This is a genomic window from Streptomyces composti (assembly GCF_012034205.1).
GTDB classification, from domain to species: domain Bacteria; phylum Actinomycetota; class Actinomycetes; order Streptomycetales; family Streptomycetaceae; genus Streptomyces; species Streptomyces composti.
On sequence record NZ_JAATEM010000021.1, the window covers coordinates 80,082 to 98,638 of the forward strand.

At 70.2% G+C, this 18,557-nt stretch carries 11 protein-coding genes and 1 pseudogene; 2 read left to right on the forward strand and 10 right to left on the reverse strand.

What is annotated here, in order from left to right:
- Positions 1-25: 25 nt before the first annotated feature.
- Positions 26-646 carry a bifunctional 4-hydroxy-2-oxoglutarate aldolase/2-dehydro-3-deoxy-phosphogluconate aldolase gene (locus HCJ93_RS18430; protein ID WP_206317601.1) on the reverse strand — a complete coding sequence of 207 codons (621 nt, stop codon included), beginning with the start codon at positions 644-646 and terminating at the stop codon, positions 26-28.
- A 167-nt stretch (positions 647-813) separates the two neighbouring features.
- On the reverse strand, positions 814-1,923 hold the full coding sequence (locus tag HCJ93_RS18435; RefSeq protein WP_167996820.1) for a twin-arginine translocation signal domain-containing protein: 1,110 nt from the start codon (positions 1,921-1,923) through the stop codon (positions 814-816).
- Positions 1,924-2,378: 455 nt separating this feature from the next.
- On the opposite strand from HCJ93_RS18435, the gene HCJ93_RS18440 reads away from it, so the two are divergent.
- On the forward strand, positions 2,379-3,359 hold the full coding sequence (locus HCJ93_RS18440; RefSeq protein WP_167996821.1) for a hydroxyacid dehydrogenase: 981 nt from the start codon (positions 2,379-2,381) through the stop codon (positions 3,357-3,359).
- 76 nt (positions 3,360-3,435) lie between these two features.
- Here the strand turns inward: HCJ93_RS18440 and HCJ93_RS18445 are convergent, their stop codons facing one another.
- From HCJ93_RS18445 to HCJ93_RS18460, 4 genes are all read right to left on the reverse strand, one after another.
- Entirely contained in the window at positions 3,436-5,889 is a 2,454-nt protein-coding gene (locus tag HCJ93_RS18445; RefSeq protein ID WP_167996822.1) for a polysaccharide lyase 8 family protein, read from the reverse strand.
- 288 nt (positions 5,890-6,177) lie between these two features.
- Positions 6,178-7,872: a hypothetical protein gene (locus HCJ93_RS18450; protein WP_167996823.1), complete on the reverse strand. Its 1,695-nt coding sequence runs from the start codon at positions 7,870-7,872 to the stop codon at positions 6,178-6,180.
- A complete protein-coding gene (locus HCJ93_RS18455; RefSeq protein ID WP_206317602.1) occupies positions 7,869-9,188 on the reverse strand; it encodes a glycoside hydrolase family 125 protein in 1,320 nt (439 codons plus the stop codon). Before HCJ93_RS18455 ends, HCJ93_RS18450 begins: the two co-directional genes overlap by 4 nt.
- Positions 9,178-11,508, reverse strand: a complete 2,331-nt coding sequence (locus HCJ93_RS18460; RefSeq protein WP_167996824.1) for an FAD-dependent oxidoreductase — start codon at positions 11,506-11,508, stop codon at positions 9,178-9,180. The genes HCJ93_RS18455 and HCJ93_RS18460 overlap by 11 nt, the downstream gene beginning before the upstream one ends.
- Positions 11,509-11,712: 204 nt before the next feature.
- On the opposite strand from HCJ93_RS18460, the gene HCJ93_RS18465 reads away from it, so the two are divergent.
- Positions 11,713-12,516 (forward strand): helix-turn-helix transcriptional regulator, encoded by an 804-nt coding sequence (locus HCJ93_RS18465; RefSeq protein WP_167996825.1) that lies wholly within the window; start codon positions 11,713-11,715, stop codon positions 12,514-12,516.
- 9 nt (positions 12,517-12,525) lie between these two features.
- Here HCJ93_RS18465 and HCJ93_RS18470 read toward each other — a convergent pair whose 3' ends face one another.
- The 4 genes and pseudogenes from HCJ93_RS18470 to dgoD form a co-directional block, all read right to left on the reverse strand.
- A complete protein-coding gene (locus HCJ93_RS18470) occupies positions 12,526-13,155 on the reverse strand; it encodes an SGNH/GDSL hydrolase family protein (RefSeq protein ID WP_167996826.1) in 630 nt (209 codons plus the stop codon).
- A 197-nt stretch (positions 13,156-13,352) separates the two neighbouring features.
- Positions 13,353-15,730: pseudogene (locus HCJ93_RS30215) on the reverse strand (glycoside hydrolase family 2 protein).
- 86 nt (positions 15,731-15,816) lie between these two features.
- Positions 15,817-17,415: an FAD-dependent oxidoreductase gene (locus HCJ93_RS18480; RefSeq protein WP_167996827.1), complete on the reverse strand. Its 1,599-nt coding sequence runs from the start codon at positions 17,413-17,415 to the stop codon at positions 15,817-15,819.
- Positions 17,415-18,557 carry a galactonate dehydratase gene (gene dgoD, locus HCJ93_RS18485; protein WP_167996828.1) on the reverse strand — a complete coding sequence of 381 codons (1,143 nt, stop codon included), beginning with the start codon at positions 18,555-18,557 and terminating at the stop codon, positions 17,415-17,417. The genes HCJ93_RS18480 and dgoD overlap by 1 nt, the downstream gene beginning before the upstream one ends.

The following is an 18,557-nucleotide window of genomic DNA, read 5'->3' on the forward strand; positions in this document are numbered from 1 at the left end:
CCGAATGTGACGACATCCGGAGCACTCACCGACACCGTCCCTCCGTCGCCGTGCGGAACTGAGCCGCACGCCTGCGCAGTTCGCTGAGGTCTCCGCCGTCCGCCGCGTCCCCGATAAGGGGAGATCCCACGCCGACGGCGACCGCACCCTCGGAGAGGTATGCGCGGGCGCGAGCCGCGTCCACCCCGCCGACGGGCACGAACGGCACGTCGGGGAACGGACCGCGCAGCGCCTTCAGATAGCTGGGTCCGGTGGCGGAGGCGGGGAAGAGCTTGACGGCGCACGCTCCGCGGGCGACGGCACTTTCGATCTCGCTTGGTGTGAGCGCCCCCATCAGTACGGGAACCTCGTCGAGCCGGCTCGACGACAGGCCGTCGACAAGTCCCGGGGTGACAAGGTAGGACGCGCCGGCCTCGATCGCACGTACGGCGTCCGCCGCCGTGCGCACGGTTCCTGCGCCCACCAGTGACTTCGGACCGAGTTCCGCGCGGGCCTGCGCGATCACGTGCAGCGCGTCCGTGGAGGTCAGCGAGATCTCGACAACCTCGATGCCCTCCTCGGCCAGGGCGATCACCGTGCGTAGCGCGGACTCCGGGGCCGTGCCGCGCACGATCGCCAGCAGACGCCCCGCACGCAGCGAGTCCATGAGCCGGACGTGAGGGGGAGGCGAGCCCACAGGGTTCATTGGACGGGTCTCTCCAGGGTGGTGAGTTGTGCGGGGGTGGAGCTGGGTGGCGGGTGCTTCTGCTTCATGTCGGGCTCGCGCGTGTGAACGCGGGTCCGGAATGCGGGGAGCCGCCGGAGAGGCCGAAGTCACGCGTACCCGGGGCTCACGTAGCCGACGCCGGCGCGCCCTACCGGAACGTACTGGCCCCATCTGCCGCCGCCGTGGTAAACCCGTCCGTATCCGCCTGATCCGTCCTGAACGAGGATGCCGCTCATTCCGGTCGGCGTCAGCGTCGGCCACGTGGCGTAGGTACCGATCCCGTCGGTGGCGATGTGCGCAGGGTCGGGTTTCGGGAACAGCGTGTCCCTGAAGGTGTGGTGTGACGGGTCGGTCTCGACCCATACCGACCCTCGCTCGATCTCGAATCGCAGAGGGGAGAATCCGTCCGAGGAGCCGAACCACATGAGGATCGGCAGGCCGCCCTCGTAGGGGGCGCCCTTCTCATGCAGATCGACCCGCCGCAGCTTGTAGACCCCAATGGGTTTGTCCGTCTTGGAGGCTTCCACTTTCGTGAAGATCCCCTGGTAGTTCGAGAAGCCCGACAGCCCGTCGACCCGGAGTTCCTTGACGCCTCCCCAGAACTGAAGAACGTCGGCGTGGAGGCCGCTCTTGATGCCCTTGCGTCCTTCGATCCGGCAGTTCTCGATCTGGATGATCGCCTCCGGCGCATCGCCACCAATTCCGTCTGCCACGACGTCGGTACCGGAGAACAGAACTCCTTCGATGTGGACGATACGGCCGTTGGTCATCGGGCGGTTCCAGGTGGTCTTTCTGATGTTGAGTCCGCCGTCGGCGATCTCTCCACCGATGATGACGATGTTGCGCCCGCCGAAGATCTGAAAGCCCCCGGTGGTCTGCAGCTTCGTCACCACGTAATCCGTGTCGGGGTCCAGGCTCAGGTTCTCTGACGATGTGATCTCGATCGGTGTATATCCCGAGGTGTTCGGCGGTGCCCACTTCAGCGGTTCGGGAGCCGCCTCGGCAACGCTGCCGATGAGTCCGGATGACCCGGAGATGCCCAACGCGCCTCCGGCGACAGCCACCCTGCGGAGGAAGTTCCGACGGTTCATTGCATGACGTGCCATCGTTGCCACCTCTGTCATCGCTCGTGCGAACACATGCCGCGAGTTCTGCAAAGCGTCGGCCTCAGTGTCGACGCCTGCTGCCACGTGCCCTGCGCCGATACGAAGGGGCATGGCCTCAGGCGATCGGCCAGGTCTTTATGAACTCGGTGTTGCGCATTGGTTTCACGCTATGGATGGACAGCCGCAGTGGATTGGACCCCGTGGTCAAACCCTGTACTTTCTGGTCGCCAGGTTGTTTATCGGCGTCCTATGGCCCGCCGGTGTTCTTCGGCTGGAACAGGTATGTCCCCTGAGCGTCAAATGAGGCCCCCCCGGCAATGTGACTCGATGCAGGGTCGAGTACGCTCTGGCACGCTCATGGTCGGGATTGGCGCAAGCCCGTGCGTAGTTGGGGGGGATTGACTTCAGCGGGAAAGGGCCGTATGGCGAAACAGGCGGATGAGTGCCTTTTGGATCGACGCCCACCGGTTTGGGATTAGGTGCCGCGCCCGGCGGCAGGTGGAGCTTTGGCAGCGGGATGAGCGGAGAGCGTGAGTATGGGCAACCGTCACAGAGCAGTTCTGGCGATGCGGGCAGGGATCGCAAGGAAGATCTTCTCCAGCCGTACGCGGGCAAGGATGCGGGAAGTCGTCGATGTCGATTTCGACGTGTGCCTCGACAGCTTTGACCGGGCGTCGGCGCTGTCCGCACTGGCCGAGGCACACATTCTGCTGACCGGCTGGGGGGCTCCGCGGGTCGACGCCGACGTGCTGCGGCATGCTCCCGAGCTGGCCGCGGTGGCACACGCCGGAGGCTCGGTGAAGGCGCACCTGGACCGGGCGTGCTGGGAGCGCGGAATCGCCGTGTCGACGGCGGCCGGCGTCAACGCGCAGCCGGTCGCCGAGTACACCCTGGCCATGATCCTGCTCGCCGGCAAGAAGGTCCATCCCATCTGGCGGCGGTACCAGGAGCGACGGGAGCACATCGATCTGCTGGAGGAATTTCCGGGGATCGGTAACCACCAGCGCCGGGTGGGCATCATCGGACTGTCCCGCATCGGGCGGCGGGTCGTGGAACTGCTCAGGCCGTTCGATCTTGTGCTCGCAGCCTACGACCCCTACCTGGACGACGAGGAGGCCGCGAAGCTCGGGCTGCTCCGCATGTCGCTGGACGAGTTGATGAGCTGGGCGGACACCGTCACCCTGCACGCGCCGGCGCTCCCTGAGACCCGACAGATGATCGACGCGCGACGGCTCGCTCTGCTGCCGGACGGGGCCACCGTGATCAACACCGCCCGCGGTTGGCTGGTGGACCACGACGCGCTGCTCGCCGAGCTGTCCGCGGGGCGGCTGGATGCCGTGCTCGATGTGACCGAGCCCGACGTGCCGCCGAGCGATTCGCCGCTGTACCGTCTGCCGAACGTCACGCTCACCCCTCACCTGGCCGGCGCCATGGGCAACGAGCTGTACCGGCTGGGGGACTGGGTGGCCGACGAGGTCGGACGGTTCGCTCGCGGCCTGCCGTTCGCGGCGCCCGTCTCACTAGAGGATCTGGCGCGGATGGCCTGACGCCACAGCCGCGCCGCGACCCCCAGGTCGCGGCGCGGCAGGGGCGAGGGGCGGGTGCGAGGCCCGCAGGTCTCACTCAGCAGCGGCGGGAGAACCGGGCGTGATGGCTGTCGCCGAGCCCGGCGCTGGTGTCGATGCTCAGCACGAGGGACGGCGAGGATCGGGTCACCGTGACGGTGGGATCGGCTTCCGCCAGACGGTACGAGCCGAGGGTGAGTTCGATCCCGACGGTCTTGCTCGACTGCGTCGGATCGGCGACGCTGACCACGAGTTGGTCGCTTGTTCTGCGCAGCATGACCGAGCATGGGGCCGACACACGGATGTTGGCCAGGTCCGCGGCGGCGAAGAAGTTGACACCGAACTCGTTGTCGTTCACCCGTACGGCCTGGACGTCCTTCGTGTTGGCGAGGATCTGGAAGTCCGGGTTCTCCGCGAGCGCCGCCGTCTGTGCGGCATCCGCGCCTGGCACCAGCACGTACGCGTAGTCCGCCCCGGTGGGGGAGGTGCCGTGGTCCAGCCACATCGTGACGAAGCGCCGCGTGGTCGGGTCGCTCTTGCTGTTGCCGATGTCCTGCCACGCGCCGGTGCGCTCTTCGCGCAGCGCCGACAGCCGTGCGCCGGTCCGCGGGAAGAGATAGCCGCCGACTCCCTCCAGGTGGGCCCAGCGCACCTTGCGGGTGGCCGACCAGCCCAGCTCGGTCGGCTGGACCTCGCCGTCGAGGGTCAGTACGTTCCTGCCGCTTGTGTGCAGGCTCCGGTTCTCCACGATGGTCTCGACCGGATGGCCGCTGACGTCGGTGATACCGGCGCCCAGGGCGATGACGTATTTGTCGAAGCAGAACCAGGACTTGCGCGCGCGCAGCGGCGGCTGCTTGCCGACCAGATCGCGGTGCTGGATACCCTCCAGGTCCATACCGACGGCGCCGTGGCGTCCTTCGAGTGAGGCGCCGCCCACCCAAGTGGCGCTCGCTGGATGTGCCTCCCCCCATTCCCCGCCCGTCTTGTCCGGCAGCGGCATCTTGTTCAAGGTGATGCCGGGAATCCGGTACGGGTCGACGGTGGGCCAGTAGTCGTCATCGAACTGGCCGTTGTCGGCGTCGTTGTAGAGGTAGGTGGCGCCTTCGCCGGTGTGGAAGCCCTTGCGGTTCTCGCCCGCGCCGGTCTCGTAGTAGGCAACGCGCTTGCTGGCCATCGCGATGCCGAGCGCCCAGCCGGGCCGGCGGTGCACCGCGCGCGCCATGCCGGCGAACATGGTGAACCCGACCGGTTCGGGCGCCGGCTTCACCGAGTCGTCGGCGAGCAGCCGCGAGAGCACCGCGATGCGCGGGATGCTGGCGTCCTTGAAGACGTTGTCGTAGGTGTCGCGGTCCAGCCAGCCGCGGCACATCGCCCGCCATCGTGCTGCCCGCTGCGGATCGTCCTGTTCGACGCTGTCGGCGAGTACGGTCACGCGCTCGATGACGGTGTGTGCCTGATGGTGGCCGCGCTCGCCGAAGCGGCTCAGGGACCGGCCACGTACGAAGTCCATCATCTGGTTGTTGAAGACGACCGGCGCGTAGGTGCGTTCCACGGAGTCCAGGAACACGCTGCGGTTCGCCCCGAACTCCCAGGGGGACCCGGTCAGCAGCGCGAGGAGGTCGATTACCCGGCTGAGCAGGATCACGCCGTAAGCGCCGGTGTAGGCCACGGTCTTGTGGTGGATGTACGAGCCGTCCTGGTAGAGGCCGTCCCCTGAGCTGACGTAGCGGAAGATCTCGCCGAGCGCGTCCCGGGCCTGGGTGATCTTTTCGCCGGATCTGCCGAGGATTCCCCGCAGGGCGACGTTCAGGCACAGGTCGGCCCGGTTGGCGCCGGTGGAGAGCTCGGTGTAGGGCTCCTGCATGTTGTACCGGGGGTCCGGCACGAACCGGTCGACGGCGGCCAGATAGTCCGCCAGGTCGGCGGGGTCGATGGAGTCGTGGACCAGAGCGCAGGTGTTCAGCATCTGGGCGGGGCCGCCGATCTCGAAGTCCCACCAGTTGGAGTACTCGCGCGGGATGCCGGCGTTGTAGCCGTGGTCGTGGGCGGTCTTGAGCCCCGCCACCACATCGGCGAGCACGTCCGGGTTCTGGTAGTAGGTGCAGCCCGGTGTCGCCCAGCCTTTGGCGATGCCAGCCAGCCGCGTGTAGGTCGAGGTGATGATCCAGGACGCCTGGGTGTCGTTCGGGTCGGACAGGTCACGGAACCGCAGGTCGGTGAAGACCTGGGTCCGGTCGGGGCTGCGGTCGATGCGGTAGCGACCGGTGCGTACGGTGCTGTCCAGGCCTCGCAGCCCGTCGCGGAAGAGCGGGTCGGACGGATCGAACGGGACACCCGTCAGCCGGTCGCGCCACGCCAGACGCAGGTCGTCGAACGCGTCGGCGGTCGTCCCGGTCGCGGCGGCGGCACGCGGCAAACCGCTCGCCGCCAGAAGAACGCCGCCGCCGATTCCGGCGAGAAGCCGTCTCCGGCTCACCCCTGCCGTCTCGCCGGTCGAGGATTCGCTGGTCATACTTGTCCCTCTCCTTCGCCTGAAGCTCCGTCCAGCGGCCGCGGACGTGGCCGTCCGCACATCACCGGTGCCGGGCTCGCCGTGGGCGCCGGACAAGCCACGCCATGCCACGCGACCGTCAATCAGCGGCGAGCGCGACGGACTGGGGAGGCCGCCGGCGCCCGAACCCCCGGGCGCACCCTGGGCGCCGAGCCGTAACATCTCGTTCACACAGTGGTGCGCAACGTATCGGCCGCCCCGGAGCGCGTCTTGCATACCGTGGGCCTGCCCTGTACCTCGCGGTCAAGATCATCGAATTCGGCGCGAGGCGCGCAGCCCGGCGGCGCTGTCCGCCGGGACCGGCGAAGGGAGATAGCCCTCGGCGTGCAGGATGCGCGCGTACCTGGCCACGGTGGACGGCAGGACGTTGATCCGTCTTTGCGTGTCGCTGAACCAGTCGACGATCCGCATGAAGCGCGACCCGCTGCGCCAGATGTACGGGCCGAAGGCGATCACGGGGGCGTCCATGGTGGCCAGGACCCAGCCCGGGGCCGTGTGCGACACGTTCTCCCGCAGCTCCTCGACGGTGGTGATCCGCACGAACGGGGAGGCCTGCGCGATGGAACGGGGCGACTGGTTGAGCACGAGCAGGCGCTCCCCGGCGTGGAGCACGGCGTTGCGTCCTGGGCCGGCGGAGGAGATGGCGTAGTCCAGGCCGGCCCGCTCCAGCGCCTGGTAGGTCTCGGTCCGGGCGGGTGCCATGGTGGTCAGGTCGGTGTCGCAGAACGCGTAGTACCCGCGCGGCGCCCACCCGGCCACGTCGCGGATCGTCTCCAGGGCCGCGGCGCAGTGCTCGTACAGGGCCTGGGGCGGGCACTCGTACTCGGCGAGCACGCCCCGGCCGCCGGAGTGCAGCAGCGGCTCGATGAGGCCGCGCAGCCCCCCGCGGTCCCGGTCGACGGCGATCAGCTCCCACTGCTGCGGGCAGGTGAGGTAGCGCTCGGCGTGCACGGACAGGCCCATCTTCAGCCCGGTGGCGCCGGCCAGGTCGAGCAGGTTGAGCATCGCCTCGTTGTGCGCGACCTCGCCGGAGTGCCACACCAGCGATGCCAGCACCCGGCCCTCGGCGGCGAATTGGCGCAGCTCGTCGTCGGTGTACTCCTGCGGCGGCGCGGCGTCGGCAGCCCACCGGTGCGGTTCGGCGGCCAGCACCGGGAACGGCGGCCGGTTGGGCTCGGTGATCTGCAGGGCGATCCCGCGCCGGGACCAGGCGAACAGGTCTCCGTCGCCGGTCTGCCTGCCGACCATGACGGGGTTGCCTGTGGCAAGCGCCAGCTCCGCGGCCTCCTCCGCGGCGGCGGAGGTCTCCTCGGTGTACGGGGAGAAGCGCACTTCGGCGGCCGGCAACTCCGTCCTCGGGGCGTGCACGGCCACCCGCTTCTCGCGGATCAGCCGGGGAAGCTGCGCCAGGATCGCGGTGCGGTCGCCGAACGCCACCCCTGCGGCATCTGGGCCGTACCGCCGTGCGATGTCGAGCGGCGTGGCGGCCTCGATCGGCTCACCGCGGTCGGGGAAGCCGAGCGCGCGCCGGTGCACGATCTCCGGATACAGGTACGGCGCCAGCTCGGCGGGGCCGGTCAGCCGAAGGTCCGGCAGCGGGACGTCCGCGTGGGCGAACGCCTGCGCGTACAGCTCTTCCACATCGGCCGACCGGCCGGCGACCGGAAGGCCGAAGGCCGTCACCGAGGACGCGAACACCTGGGGCCGGCCGAGCTGGAAGACGGTGACCTCGAAGCGGGCGCACAGGGCGTTGAACTGCCCGTGGTGTCCGCCGCCGAGCACGGTGGAGCCGGTCTCGGCGAACAGCGAGCCTTCCCGCGCCGACTCCAGATATGCCTCGAACAGCACCCCCGCGTCGGCGGCCAGCCAGCCGAGCGTGGCCGCCGCGAACGGGGTGGCCGGGTCGTCGGCGGCTGCCAGCAGCAGCCACAGCGGTCGTTTCATGCCGAAGTCTCCTCGGGCAGCAGCGTCGCGGGGGTGCCGGGTACCGCCAGCCCGGCGTGCAGCAGCGCCAGCTCGGCGAAGAGCGAGTTGGCCCACGCGAACCAGGGGCGGGTGAAGTCACCGGGGTCGTCGGCGTGGAAGCCCTCGTGCATCAGCCCGGTGCCGCCGTCGGTCCGGGCGAGGGTCTCCAGCGCGGCGGCCCGCTCGTGCGGGTCGGCGGCGGTCAGCCCCTGCATGGCCAGCGAGAGGTGCCAGATGTAGCGGTCCCCGCCCAGGTGCGGGCTGCCGATGCCGCACGCGGCGGATCCGGTGTAGTAGTACGGGTTGCCGCTGCTGAGCACGAAGCGGCGGGTCGCCCGGTACAGCGGATCGGTCACGGAGCACCAGCCCAGGTAGGGCAGCGACAGCAGGCTGGGGATGTTCGCGTCGTCCATCAGGACATGCCTGCCGAGGCCGTCGGTCTCATAGACATAGACCGGCCCGTGCTCCGGGTGCGCGCTGACCCCGTGGGCCGCGATGGCCGTGGGCAGCTCGGTCGCGTACGCCCGCGCCCGGACGGCGAGATCCGCCACGCCGACCGACTCGAGCAGGTCGGCGAGGTGGCCGGCGGCGACGGCGGCCATCGCGTTGGCGGGCACCAGGTAGTGCCGCTCACAGCGGTCGTCGCTGGGGCGGAATCCCGACCAGATGAGACCGGTCGGTGCGGTGGGCGTGCCCTGCCCGCGGCGCGCCAGGGACTCGCCGGGCCGCAGGAACCGGTAGGACGAGCGCCGGTCGTGGTCGCGTTCGATGTCCCAGGTGTCCAAGATCGCCCCGGCCGCGGCGGTGAACGACGCGTCGAGGTGGTCGGTGCGGCCCGTGGCCTGCACGATCTGATGGGCCAGCAGCACCGGGTAGCACAGTGAGTCCAGCTCGTACTTGCGCTCCCACACCAGCGGGTCGGCCCCGGTCCCGTCGCCGGGACTGAAGCAGGCGCCGCTCGGGGTCTCGTTGAACGCGTTGGCGTAGGGGTCGTGGGCCACTTGTGCGAACTGCCGTCTCGACACCCCGACCAGCAGGTCGGCGAAGCCGGCGTGCTCGGCGGCCGGCAGCAGGTACGGGCGAACCTGGGCCGTGGAGTCCCGCAGCCACATGGCGGGGATGTCCCCCGTGATGACGTACACCGTGCCGTCCGGCGCGGGCCGGACCGTGGTGGCCAGGGTGTTGCGGAAGGTCCCGCGGAACATGGCGGCCACGGCGGGCAGTTCACCGCCAAGCCGAGACGACACCTCCGCGGCGATGTCGTCCAGCACCGCCAGCAGTGGCTCAGTCCGCATACGCACGCACCTCATACACGCGCGCCTCAGGGGCACCGTTCGTAGCGAGCACCTCCACGCGTACCGCCTCCGTCGTGGTGGAGGCCACCGTCACCTCGCGGTGGCGCAGGTAGTTGCCGGTCTCGCTGTGCAGCTGCTGCCACTGGCCGTCCAGCAGGGCGAGCAGCCGCCAGTCGCGTACGCACTGCGGCGTGCGGTGGAAGGCCGGCCGCTGGTCGGTGCGCAGGTCCAGGTCGGTGTCGAAGGCGACGGTGAACCGCGAGAGCGTCTGCGGCACCGGCCAGCGCAGCTCCAGCCACTGCGGCAGCCCGGGCTCGGAGATCCACAGGTTCGGCAGGTCCTCCGGCCAGGCCCGCCCGTTGACCGCCGCCTCGGGTTCGTAGGGCCGGGACGGAGGCGACAGGCGCAGCTGGTGGGCGCCCTTGCGGTACTGCCGCCACAGTTCGAAGGCGGGCAGTTCCACCTCCTCGCTGGAGAAGCACCTCAGGTGGGCGTTCTTCTGCTCCGGGCCGCCGGGCGAGGTGGTCAGGTACTGGGCGACGGTGCCGGTGGGGATCGGCGCCGCCACCGCCCATTCGACGCCCTCGGCGGCGCTCACGGAGATCCGGTACGGCCGTCCGGTCTCGCCGAACGCGGCCACCGGCGCGTCCAGCCAGCCGTCGAACCCGGCCGGCACGTCCACCTCACACGAGCCGGCCGGCTTGCCGCGGTCCCGGTCCCAGATCCGGCGCAGCTGGTGGACCTCCACCCGCAGCCGCGCCTGCGCGCCGCTGCGCAGCCGCAGGGCCACGGCGTCGAGCCTGCCCGCGGGCAGCGGCACCACCTGAGCCCGCGCCGTATCCAGCGGCAGCCACCGGGCCACGTCACCCTCGAAGCTCAGCGGTGCCGCCGACGAGGCGGTGACGGTCGCGTGCCGGGCGAGGTCGCCCGCGTCGTCGTTGCGCGCGCCGAGCAGCCGCACGTCGCGGCGGAGCAGCAGCTGGCGCAGCGGACCGATGTGCGGGCCTTCCGGGTCCGCGGTCTGGCGCGGCGTGAGCCCATGGCGCACCGCGTAGCCGGCGGCGATCCCCACCGCCTGGCCCTGGGCGCCCAGCGAGACCTGTACCCGGACCGGTCCCAGCGCGACGTGGCTGACCGACAGCGCGCGCCCGGTCATCCACAGGTTCGCCACGTTCCTGCTGTAGTAGGCCCGCAGCGGCAGGCTGAACGGCGCCACCCGGATGTAGCTGGAGTAGTGGGCGTCGATGTTCTCGCGTTCGGCGGGTTCGGTCCGGTTGTTGACGCCGCCCGGGATGTGCAGGTCGATCCACCAGGCGGCGTACGCCACGCCGTCCGGCCACTCGGCATCGTCGTGCAGGTGGTGCTCGGTGACGACCACGTCTCCGAGCAGGCGGCGGCTCTCCCGCTTGCCGGGTATCTGGCCGATCCAGTCCAGGACGTAGTGGGCCGCCTCCTCCTTCTGAGGGCTGTGGTTCTTGATGTAGTTCCAGACCCCGAGCACGTGCCGGTGCAGCTCCTCGCGGATCTCCTGCACGTCGTCGATCTGGTGGAAAGGGGTGTTGACCTCCAGCCACCAGTAGCCGCCGAAGGTGTCCTTTTTGATGTGGTAAAGCCGCCGGTCGTGGACGAAGTCCTCGGGGCTGGTGTAGCGGGCGATCCAGTCCGGAGCCTGGTAGGGCGCGGGCCGGTCGATCCGCTTGGCGCGCATGGTGATCGTGCTGCCGAGGGTGGCCTCGTCCGCCACCACCGGGGCGAGCGGCTCGCCGTACTGCGAGCGGGCCTCCCGGCCGTAGTGGTACTCGGCGCCGGCGAGGAAGCCGACGGTGCCGTCGCCGGTGGCGTCGATGAACTGCCGGGCGCGCAGCAGCAGCTCCTTCTCGGTGGCGAGCTGGCTGGCGTGCACTGCGGTGATGCGGCCGTGGTCGGTGACCACCCCGCGCACCGAGGTGTTGCGGAACTCCGTGAGCGTCGGCTCCCGCCGCGCCGCCTCCGCGAGCGTCATGTCGTACAGGCTGTTCATCAGGCCGTGGTCGAAGAAGTGCTCGTGGTTGCCGGCCCGGTCGGTGAGGATGAGCTCGTGCGCCAGCCCCGTCTCGCCGGCCCACGCGGCGCCATGCGAGGCGCCGTACGGCACCACGCGGATCTCGCTGGAGGAGTTGCCCCCGTACACGGGCCGGTCCTGGACGAGGGCGACCTGAGCCCCCTCCCGGGCGCAGGCGATGGCGGCGCACAGCCCCGCCAGCCCTCCTCCGACCACGACCACATCGAACTCGTAATCCTGCGCCGGCGTGGTGCTTATCGGCGCACCAGGAAAGTCCATGATCAGTCCCCTTGGCGCATGCGCGCCCGTTCGTCATCGGATGCGGGCCAGGCTAGGGGGCGCTCGGGCGGTGGCCTTGCATCTCGTGATGCGGCCTGTACGTTCTGGTGTCTTCGGCGAAGAAGTGCGCGACGGCCCGGGCTCAGAACCCGGGACTTGTGGTTAGGATCCCGGCCTATGGTCCCCACACCAGTTGTACGTGTTGTGCCCCGCAACTGCCCGCCAGGACGCCTCGGCCGGGTCCGCTACGCCGGCCGGGTCGACCACGGGCGCGGCCTGCCGGTGCCGCCGATGCGGCGTTTCGACGCCTTCGGGCTGATGTACCTGTGGCAGGGCGAGGGCATCTATCGCACCCCGGAACGCGCGATTCCGCTGCGGGCCGGCGACCTGGTCTATGTCGTGCCGGGCATGCCCCACTGGTACGGAGTGACCAAAGGCCGCGACTGGAACGAGGTGTTCATCGTCTTCGAGGGGCCGGCGTTCGAGCTCGCTCAGCGCCAGGGTCTCATCGACGCGGACCGGCCGGTGCGCCATGTCGCCCCCGAACAGTACTGGCGCTCCCGCATCGAAGCATTCCGCACCGGCCGGGTGCCGCGCACCTCCGCGGGGGCCGACTCCGAGGTGTGCCAGGTGCTGCAGCTCCTGGTGGACATCGCCGGACGCGATCAACTCAGCACGGCCAGGGCGCCGGCCGGCTGGCTTGCCGAGTCGCAGGCCAGGTTGTGCGCCAGCCTTTCCGAGCCGCTGGAGCTGAGCACGATCGCCGACGCCGTCGGTCTGCCGTACGAGACCTGGCGGCGGCGGTTCAGGGACGCCGTAGGGGTGGCCCCGGGCCGGTACCGCATGCAGCACCGGCTGGACATGGCCCGCCAGCTGCTGCGGCAGACCTCGCTCTCGGTGGCCGACATCGCCGCCAACCTGGGCTTCACCGACGAGGCGCACCTGGCCCGGCACTTCCGCCGGTACGTGGGTATGACCGCGGGGCAGTACCGGCGTGAGGGCGAGTGAGGCCGCCGGTCAGCTCGCGGGGCGGATCGCGCGCAGCCATCTGTCGGCCAGCAGCGCGTGTCCCGCGTCCGTCAGGTGCACCCCGTCATCCGTCCACACCCGGTCGGGGACGCCCGCGGTCGCGTACATCCGGTCGACCGCGACAAGGGTCGCGTCGAACTCGGCGGCGAGCTTGCGCACCACGTCGATCTTCAGAACCAGGTCGTCCAGCCACAGGCACTGCTCTGTAGTGACCGGGATGAGGAAGGGCTCGATCAGCACCAGCTCGGAGCCGCAGCGTTCCTTGGCCGCCGTGAGGATGTGCCGGTAGTCGCGCTCGAAGTCGTCGGGGGATGTCTCCTCGCCGGCCGTGAAGCGCCGCCAGGTGTCGTTGACGCCGATCAGTACCGACACGACCTGCGGCGACAGCTCCAGGCAGTCCCTCTCCCAGCGGGCCCGCAGATCCCTGACCCGGTCGCCGCTGACGCCACGGTTGAAGAAGGTCGCACCATGATCCGGGTACTGAGCGGTGAACCAGGCGGATGCCATCCGCGCGTACCCGTTGCCCATACCGCCGGGCTGCTGTCGGCGCCTGCCGGCATCGGTAATGCTGTCGCCGATGAACAGAACCCGGGCCCCCCGTGCCACCACCGCTGTCATGTGATCCTCTCTGGTCGGCTCTCCCTGGGGCACCCGCCTGTCGGGCGGCGCCACTCCGTCACCGGGACGGTAGGCACAACGCCGCGCTCCTGCCTTGGACATTCCCGCATCGTCTGTACGTTCTGGCTCTGCCGGCGGCACGACGCCCCCACGTCGGCCGTCCACGCAGCGAATGTGAGCATGGGCAGTCCCGTTCTTCAGCCTTCGTTGATACATCGCAGCAGCGGATACTTCGTGAGTGCGCCGGTGTCGATCTCCTGCTGGGTGCGGATGTTGAAGGTGGCCGTCTCGCCCGGCAACAGGGTGACGAGTTGGTCGTCGATGGTCGCGTCGGGGTCCAGCCGATCGACGAAGATCGCCAGCTCCCGCACGAGGGTGTGCGCCGTGACGTGCAGCCGCAGCCCGCCCGGACGCGGCAGCGTTGTGATCTCGAATTCGGCCGGCGCGTAACGCATCGCGGTGTCCTCGGCGAAGCACCGGAGCGCCCGGCTCGCGCCCAACCGGACGTCCAGCAGCTCGGCCGCCGGGTCCCCGGGCACGGCACAGCAGTACGGCAGCGGAACCACGGCCGTGGCGCGCGGAGCCGTGGTGACCGAGACGCGTTCCTCTGCCAGCGCCTCGCCCGTCACCCTGCGGCGGGTGAGGATGAGGTCGCCGGTCCAGGGCACGTCCGTGTCGTTGACGGCCACGACCCGCCCGTCCTGGACGGTGAGCAGCCGGTCGGCGAAGGCCCGGCGCAGCGCGTACCACAGCGGCTTGCGGCGTCCGTCGCCGTCCACGGCGGCCCAGGAGGTGACCGGCCAGCAGTCGTTGAGCTGCCACACGACGGCCCCCGTGCAATAGGGGGCGAGCGCGCGGAACCGCTCGACCCCGTAGGTGACGGCGCGGGCCTGGTTGAGCTGGGTGTAGTAGTGCCAGTCGTCGAACGTGTCCGGCCGGGGGAGATGATCGCCCAGGCCGCGGAGCAGCTTGAGCTGTCCGTCGCGCGCCTTCTGGCGCGGAGAGTCAGGGGTCAGCGGGCTATCGGGGACGGATCGCCGCAGGGTCGCGTAGGTCGGGGGGCCCTGGAACCCGAACTCGGCGACGAATCTGGGGGTGTAGGCGTCGTAGTGGGAGTAGTCCCGCTCGTTCCACACCGTCCAGATGTGTATGGTGCCGCGGGATGGGTCCCGCGGGTCGGCCTCAGGCGTCCCCGAGTACGGGCTGCCGGGCCAGTACGGTCGGGTGGGGTCCAGCTCGGCCACGATCCGCGGCAGCAGGTCGAAGTAGTACCCGGCCCCCCAGCTGCGGCCGTCCAGTTTCTCCTGCCATCCCCAGTGGGCGCGGCCTTCGAGGTTCTCGTTGTTGCCGCACCACAGGGCAAGACTGGGGTGGCCGGCAAGACGGACGACGTGTTCGCGCGCCTTTGCCGCCACCTCGCCGCGCAGCGGCTCCTGCTCCGGATAGGCGGCGCAGGCAAAGGGGAAGTCCTGCCAGACCAGCAGCCCCAGCCGGTCGGCCAGCTCGTAGAACTGCTCCGACTCGTACGTCCCGCCTCCTCACACCCGCAGCAGGTTGGCGCCGGCATCGACCGCCTGCCCCAGCTGCTGCCCGAGCCGCTCATCGGTCACCCGGGTGGGGAAGCAGTCGTCCGGAATCCAGTTGAACCCCTTGACGAAGACGGGCCGGTCATTGACCCGCAGCCCGAAGACCGAGCCCCCGGCCGGGTCGGGCGCGGTGTCCAGTTCCATGGTCCGGAAGCCGATCCGGCGGGTCCACACCTCGTCGCCGAGACGGACCGTGAGCGGGTAAAGCGGCTGTTCGCCGTACCCCCGCGGCCACCACAGCCGGGGGCCGGGAACCCTCAGGGACATCACCCCTTGGTCCTGCCCGGGGGGCAAGGTCAGCTCCTGGAGGACACCGGCCACCTCGGCCGTGACGGTCAGCGGGATCTGGACCGCCCGTTCCACCGCAACGTGCACGTCCACCCGGCCGTCCGCACCGTCGACGGACACCAACGGACGCACTTCGGCGAGCCGCGCCGCCGACCACGAGTGCAGTGTGATCGGTCGCCAGATCCCCGAGGTGACCAGCGTCGGCCCCCAGTCCCAGCCGAAGTTGCAGGCCATCTTGCGGATGAACGGGTAGGGCTCGTCGTAGGACGCCGGCCGGTCCCCGAGTCGTGACCGCAGTCGCTCCGCGTACGTGTAGGGGGATTCGAACTCCACACGCAGTCGATTGCTTCCCGGGGTCAGATGCCGGCCCACGTCGAAGCGGTACGAGCGGTGCATGTTCGCCGTGGTGCCCACGGTCGCTCCGTTGACGGACACGGTGGCGACCGTGTCCAGGCCGTCGCACAGCAGGTCAATCCGGTCGTGCCCGTCCGGTCGCCAGTCGAACGTGGTCTCGTACACCCAGTCGGAGCGGCCGATCCACTGCAGCCGGTCCTCGGCATCGCCCCGGTACGGGTCCTCGATCAGGCCGGCGGCCAGCTGTCGGTGTGTACGCAGCCGGGCACGGTCGCGGGCACCCCGGCCATCCCCCGGGCATCGCTGGTCACGGTCCAGCCCTCATGCAGCGGGCGATACTGGCTCATCGGAATTGCCACTTTCTGGTAGGTGCAGCGCGGTGGACGGCGGCGGCCCCGGCCGCCAAGAGGCGGCGTGATGCGCGCTGTTGTCGTCAGAACTCCGGCCAGCCCGGACCGCCGGTGAAGTGCTCGGGTGCGCCGGGGGCGAAGTCCACCACCTGACCCTGTGCGCGCAGCTCCTGTTGCAGAGCAGGTACGTCGATCTCCTGGACCGGGGTTTCCTCCCTGGCCGCTGTGGCGGCGGCGCATCCGGCGGCGTGGCCTGCCGTCATCCAGGTGCACTCCAGGCGGTAGGTGGAGAACGCGACGTGGCTGAAGCTGGCGGCTCCGGGCACCAGCAGGTTGGCGCACTGGGCGGTGCGGGGTGTCAGTGCGCGGTAGGGGATCTGGTAGGCCCGTCCGATGCGCCAGATGCGGCCCTCGTTGACGAACGCGGTCGGTGTTGCCGCGAGCCGCTGGACGTGGTGGCTGTCGACGAAGTGGCTGCCGACGGCCACCGCGTCCGTCTTGCGCCGGTCCTGGCGTACGTCCCGCTCGGTCATGACGTAGGCCCCGCGCATCCGGCGCGCTTCACGCACGTACAGCTGGTAGGGCCAGTGGTCGTTGTCGGCGAACTCGTCCTTCGCCAGCCCCCACCGGCGCATCTGGGTGCGGAGGTCGCCGGGCACGCTCTCGTCGTGGGCGAGGAAGTGGAACAGGCCGAGTGTGTAGTCCCGGTGGTCGGCCACGATGCGCTTGCGGTCCGCGTAGCCGGCGTCCGGATAGTGTCGTTGGCCGCCCAGGTGGCCGAGGGAGATCAGGGCGTCCTGCCGGTTGTTGACCTCCTTCTTGTCCGGTCGGCCGGGGGCGTGCTGGTAGAAGTCCAGGATGTCGTCGAGTCCGACGCCGGCGCCCCTGCTCGCCTCGTGCCGCAGCCAGTTCTCGAGCAGCCGGTAGCGTGCCCGGTCGTAGTGGTCGGGCTCGGGGATGGGCGCGCGGTTGTCCGGGTCGTCGGAGAAGGTCAGGCGCCAGTTGAAGCACATCACCGTGCCGTCGGCCGCTCCTTCGGCCAGGGAGGAGGCCCAGCCGCTGATGCCCGGCAGCAGCCGTCCGTCATCGTCGAGGGTGGCCGCTCGTACCACGGTTGCTTCGCGGCGCAGGCCGGCGAGATCTTCGCCGAACTCCTCCCGGCCCTCCCGGCCCCAGGTGTAGTCCACGCCCGCCCGGGCCATCAGATCGCCTTCGTAGCTCGCGTCCACGAACACGTTTGCCGTGACGGGGGTGTCGTCGGTCAGCTTGATGTGCTGGATGCGGTTGCCCGCCTTGTGCACGTCCGCCACTGCCCGGCCGAAGCGGGTCACGACCCCGGACTCGGCGAGCATGTCGGTGAATACGAGCTCGGCCACGGCCGATTCGAAGTAGTAGGCGGGCTCGGCCATCCCGTAGTGCTTGCCGAGCCGCTGGTAGAACTCCTGGGCGATGCCGCCGAAGGTCCAGGTGAGCATGTGCTCGGACTCAGCCGTGTTCAGTCCGCTGGTACTCAGGCCGCCGAGGTGCCGGGTCGGCTCGATCAGCAGCACCCGCGCCCCGTGGCGGGCGGCTGCGACCGCCGCCGCCACGCCGCCGGGCACGCCGCCGTAGACGGCCACGTCGTACTTCGGCTGCCGCGCGTTGCCGTCCCGTCCCGATGCGTCTGTGCCGCCGTGCGCCATCACCACTCCCCGGGAGAGCCGTCGTCGCGACGCACCTGAGGGGTGCGCCAGCGGTGTCCTGCCTGTGCTGCCCGCCTGACCTCCCGCTCGTCCACCGCGATGCCCAGGCCGGGCCCAGTGGGTCGTGCCAGACAGCCGTCGCGGCAGGCGAACACCGCGGTGTCGAGGAGATAGTCGAGTCCCGTCGATCTGCCGTAGGGACCGCCGAAGAGGACCTGCTCCTGGATCAGGAAGTTGGGCGCGGCGAAGGCGACCTGGAGGCTGGCGGCCAGCGCGATGGGACCGAGTGGGCAGTGCGGGGCCAGCGCGGCGTCGTACATCTCGGCCAGCGCGGCGATACGGCGCACCTCGGAGATGCCGCCGGCGTGGGACAGGTCGGGCTGGACCACCGCGACTCCCGCGTCGAGTGCCGGGCGGAAGTCCCACCGGGAGTACAGCCGCTCGCCCGTGGCGACCGGGATGGTGGTGCAGGAGGTGATCTGACCGAGTCGGCCGCTCAGCTCCGGCACCACCGGCTCCTCGACGAACAGCGGCAGCAGAGGCTCCAGCAGCGGCAGTAGTCGGCGGGCATCCGCGAGCGACAGCCGGCCGTGCAGGTCGAGGGCCACGTCCACGTCGTCGCCGACCCTCTCGCGGATCCCTGAGACGGTGTCGGCGATCCGCCGTATCGCGGCGGGGGTGCCCAGCAGGCGGCTGCTGGGGGCCGGGGAGACCTTCACGGCCGTGAACCCTGCCTCCACCTGCCGCGCAGCCTGCTCGGCGAGGTCGCCGCGCTCGACGGCGATGTGCGCGTACATCCGGGCCCGGTCCCGGACCGCGCCGCCGAGCAGCTGGTGGACCGGCACGCCCAGGGACTTGCCCGCGATGTCCCACAGGGCCTGGTCCACGCCGGCGACGGCGCTGGAGAGCACCGGGCCGTGCCGGTAGAAGCCCCCTTTGGTCAGCACCTGCCAGTGATCCTCGATGCGCAGCGGGTCCTGGCCGACCAGATAGTCGGCGAACTCGTCGACGGCTGCCGCGACGGTGTGGGCGCGGCCTTCCAGGATCGGCTCGCCCCAGCCGGTGATGCCTTCGTCGGTGGCGATGCGCAGGAAGCACCAGCGGGGCGGCACCAGGAAGGTCTCGATCTCGGTGATCTTCAT

Coding starts and splice junctions, on each gene's coding strand:
- HCJ93_RS18430 (WP_206317601.1), bottom strand. CDS start 646: ATGGACTCGCTGCGTGCGGGGCGTCTGCTGGCGATCGTGCGCGGCACG.
- HCJ93_RS18435 (WP_167996820.1), bottom strand. CDS start 1,923: ATGCCCCTTCGTATCGGCGCAGGGCACGTGGCAGCAGGCGTCGACACT.
- HCJ93_RS18440 (WP_167996821.1), top strand. CDS start 2,379: ATGCGGGCAGGGATCGCAAGGAAGATCTTCTCCAGCCGTACGCGGGCA.
- HCJ93_RS18445 (WP_167996822.1), bottom strand. CDS start 5,889: ATGACCAGCGAATCCTCGACCGGCGAGACGGCAGGGGTGAGCCGGAGA.
- HCJ93_RS18450 (WP_167996823.1), bottom strand. CDS start 7,872: ATGAAACGACCGCTGTGGCTGCTGCTGGCAGCCGCCGACGACCCGGCC.
- HCJ93_RS18455 (WP_206317602.1), bottom strand. CDS start 9,188: ATGCGGACTGAGCCACTGCTGGCGGTGCTGGACGACATCGCCGCGGAG.
- HCJ93_RS18460 (WP_167996824.1), bottom strand. CDS start 11,508: ATGGACTTTCCTGGTGCGCCGATAAGCACCACGCCGGCGCAGGATTAC.
- HCJ93_RS18470 (WP_167996826.1), bottom strand. CDS start 13,155: ATGACAGCGGTGGTGGCACGGGGGGCCCGGGTTCTGTTCATCGGCGAC.
- HCJ93_RS18480 (WP_167996827.1), bottom strand. CDS start 17,415: ATGGCGCACGGCGGCACAGACGCATCGGGACGGGACGGCAACGCGCGG.
- dgoD (WP_167996828.1), bottom strand. CDS start 18,557: ATGAAGATCACCGAGATCGAGACCTTCCTGGTGCCGCCCCGCTGGTGC.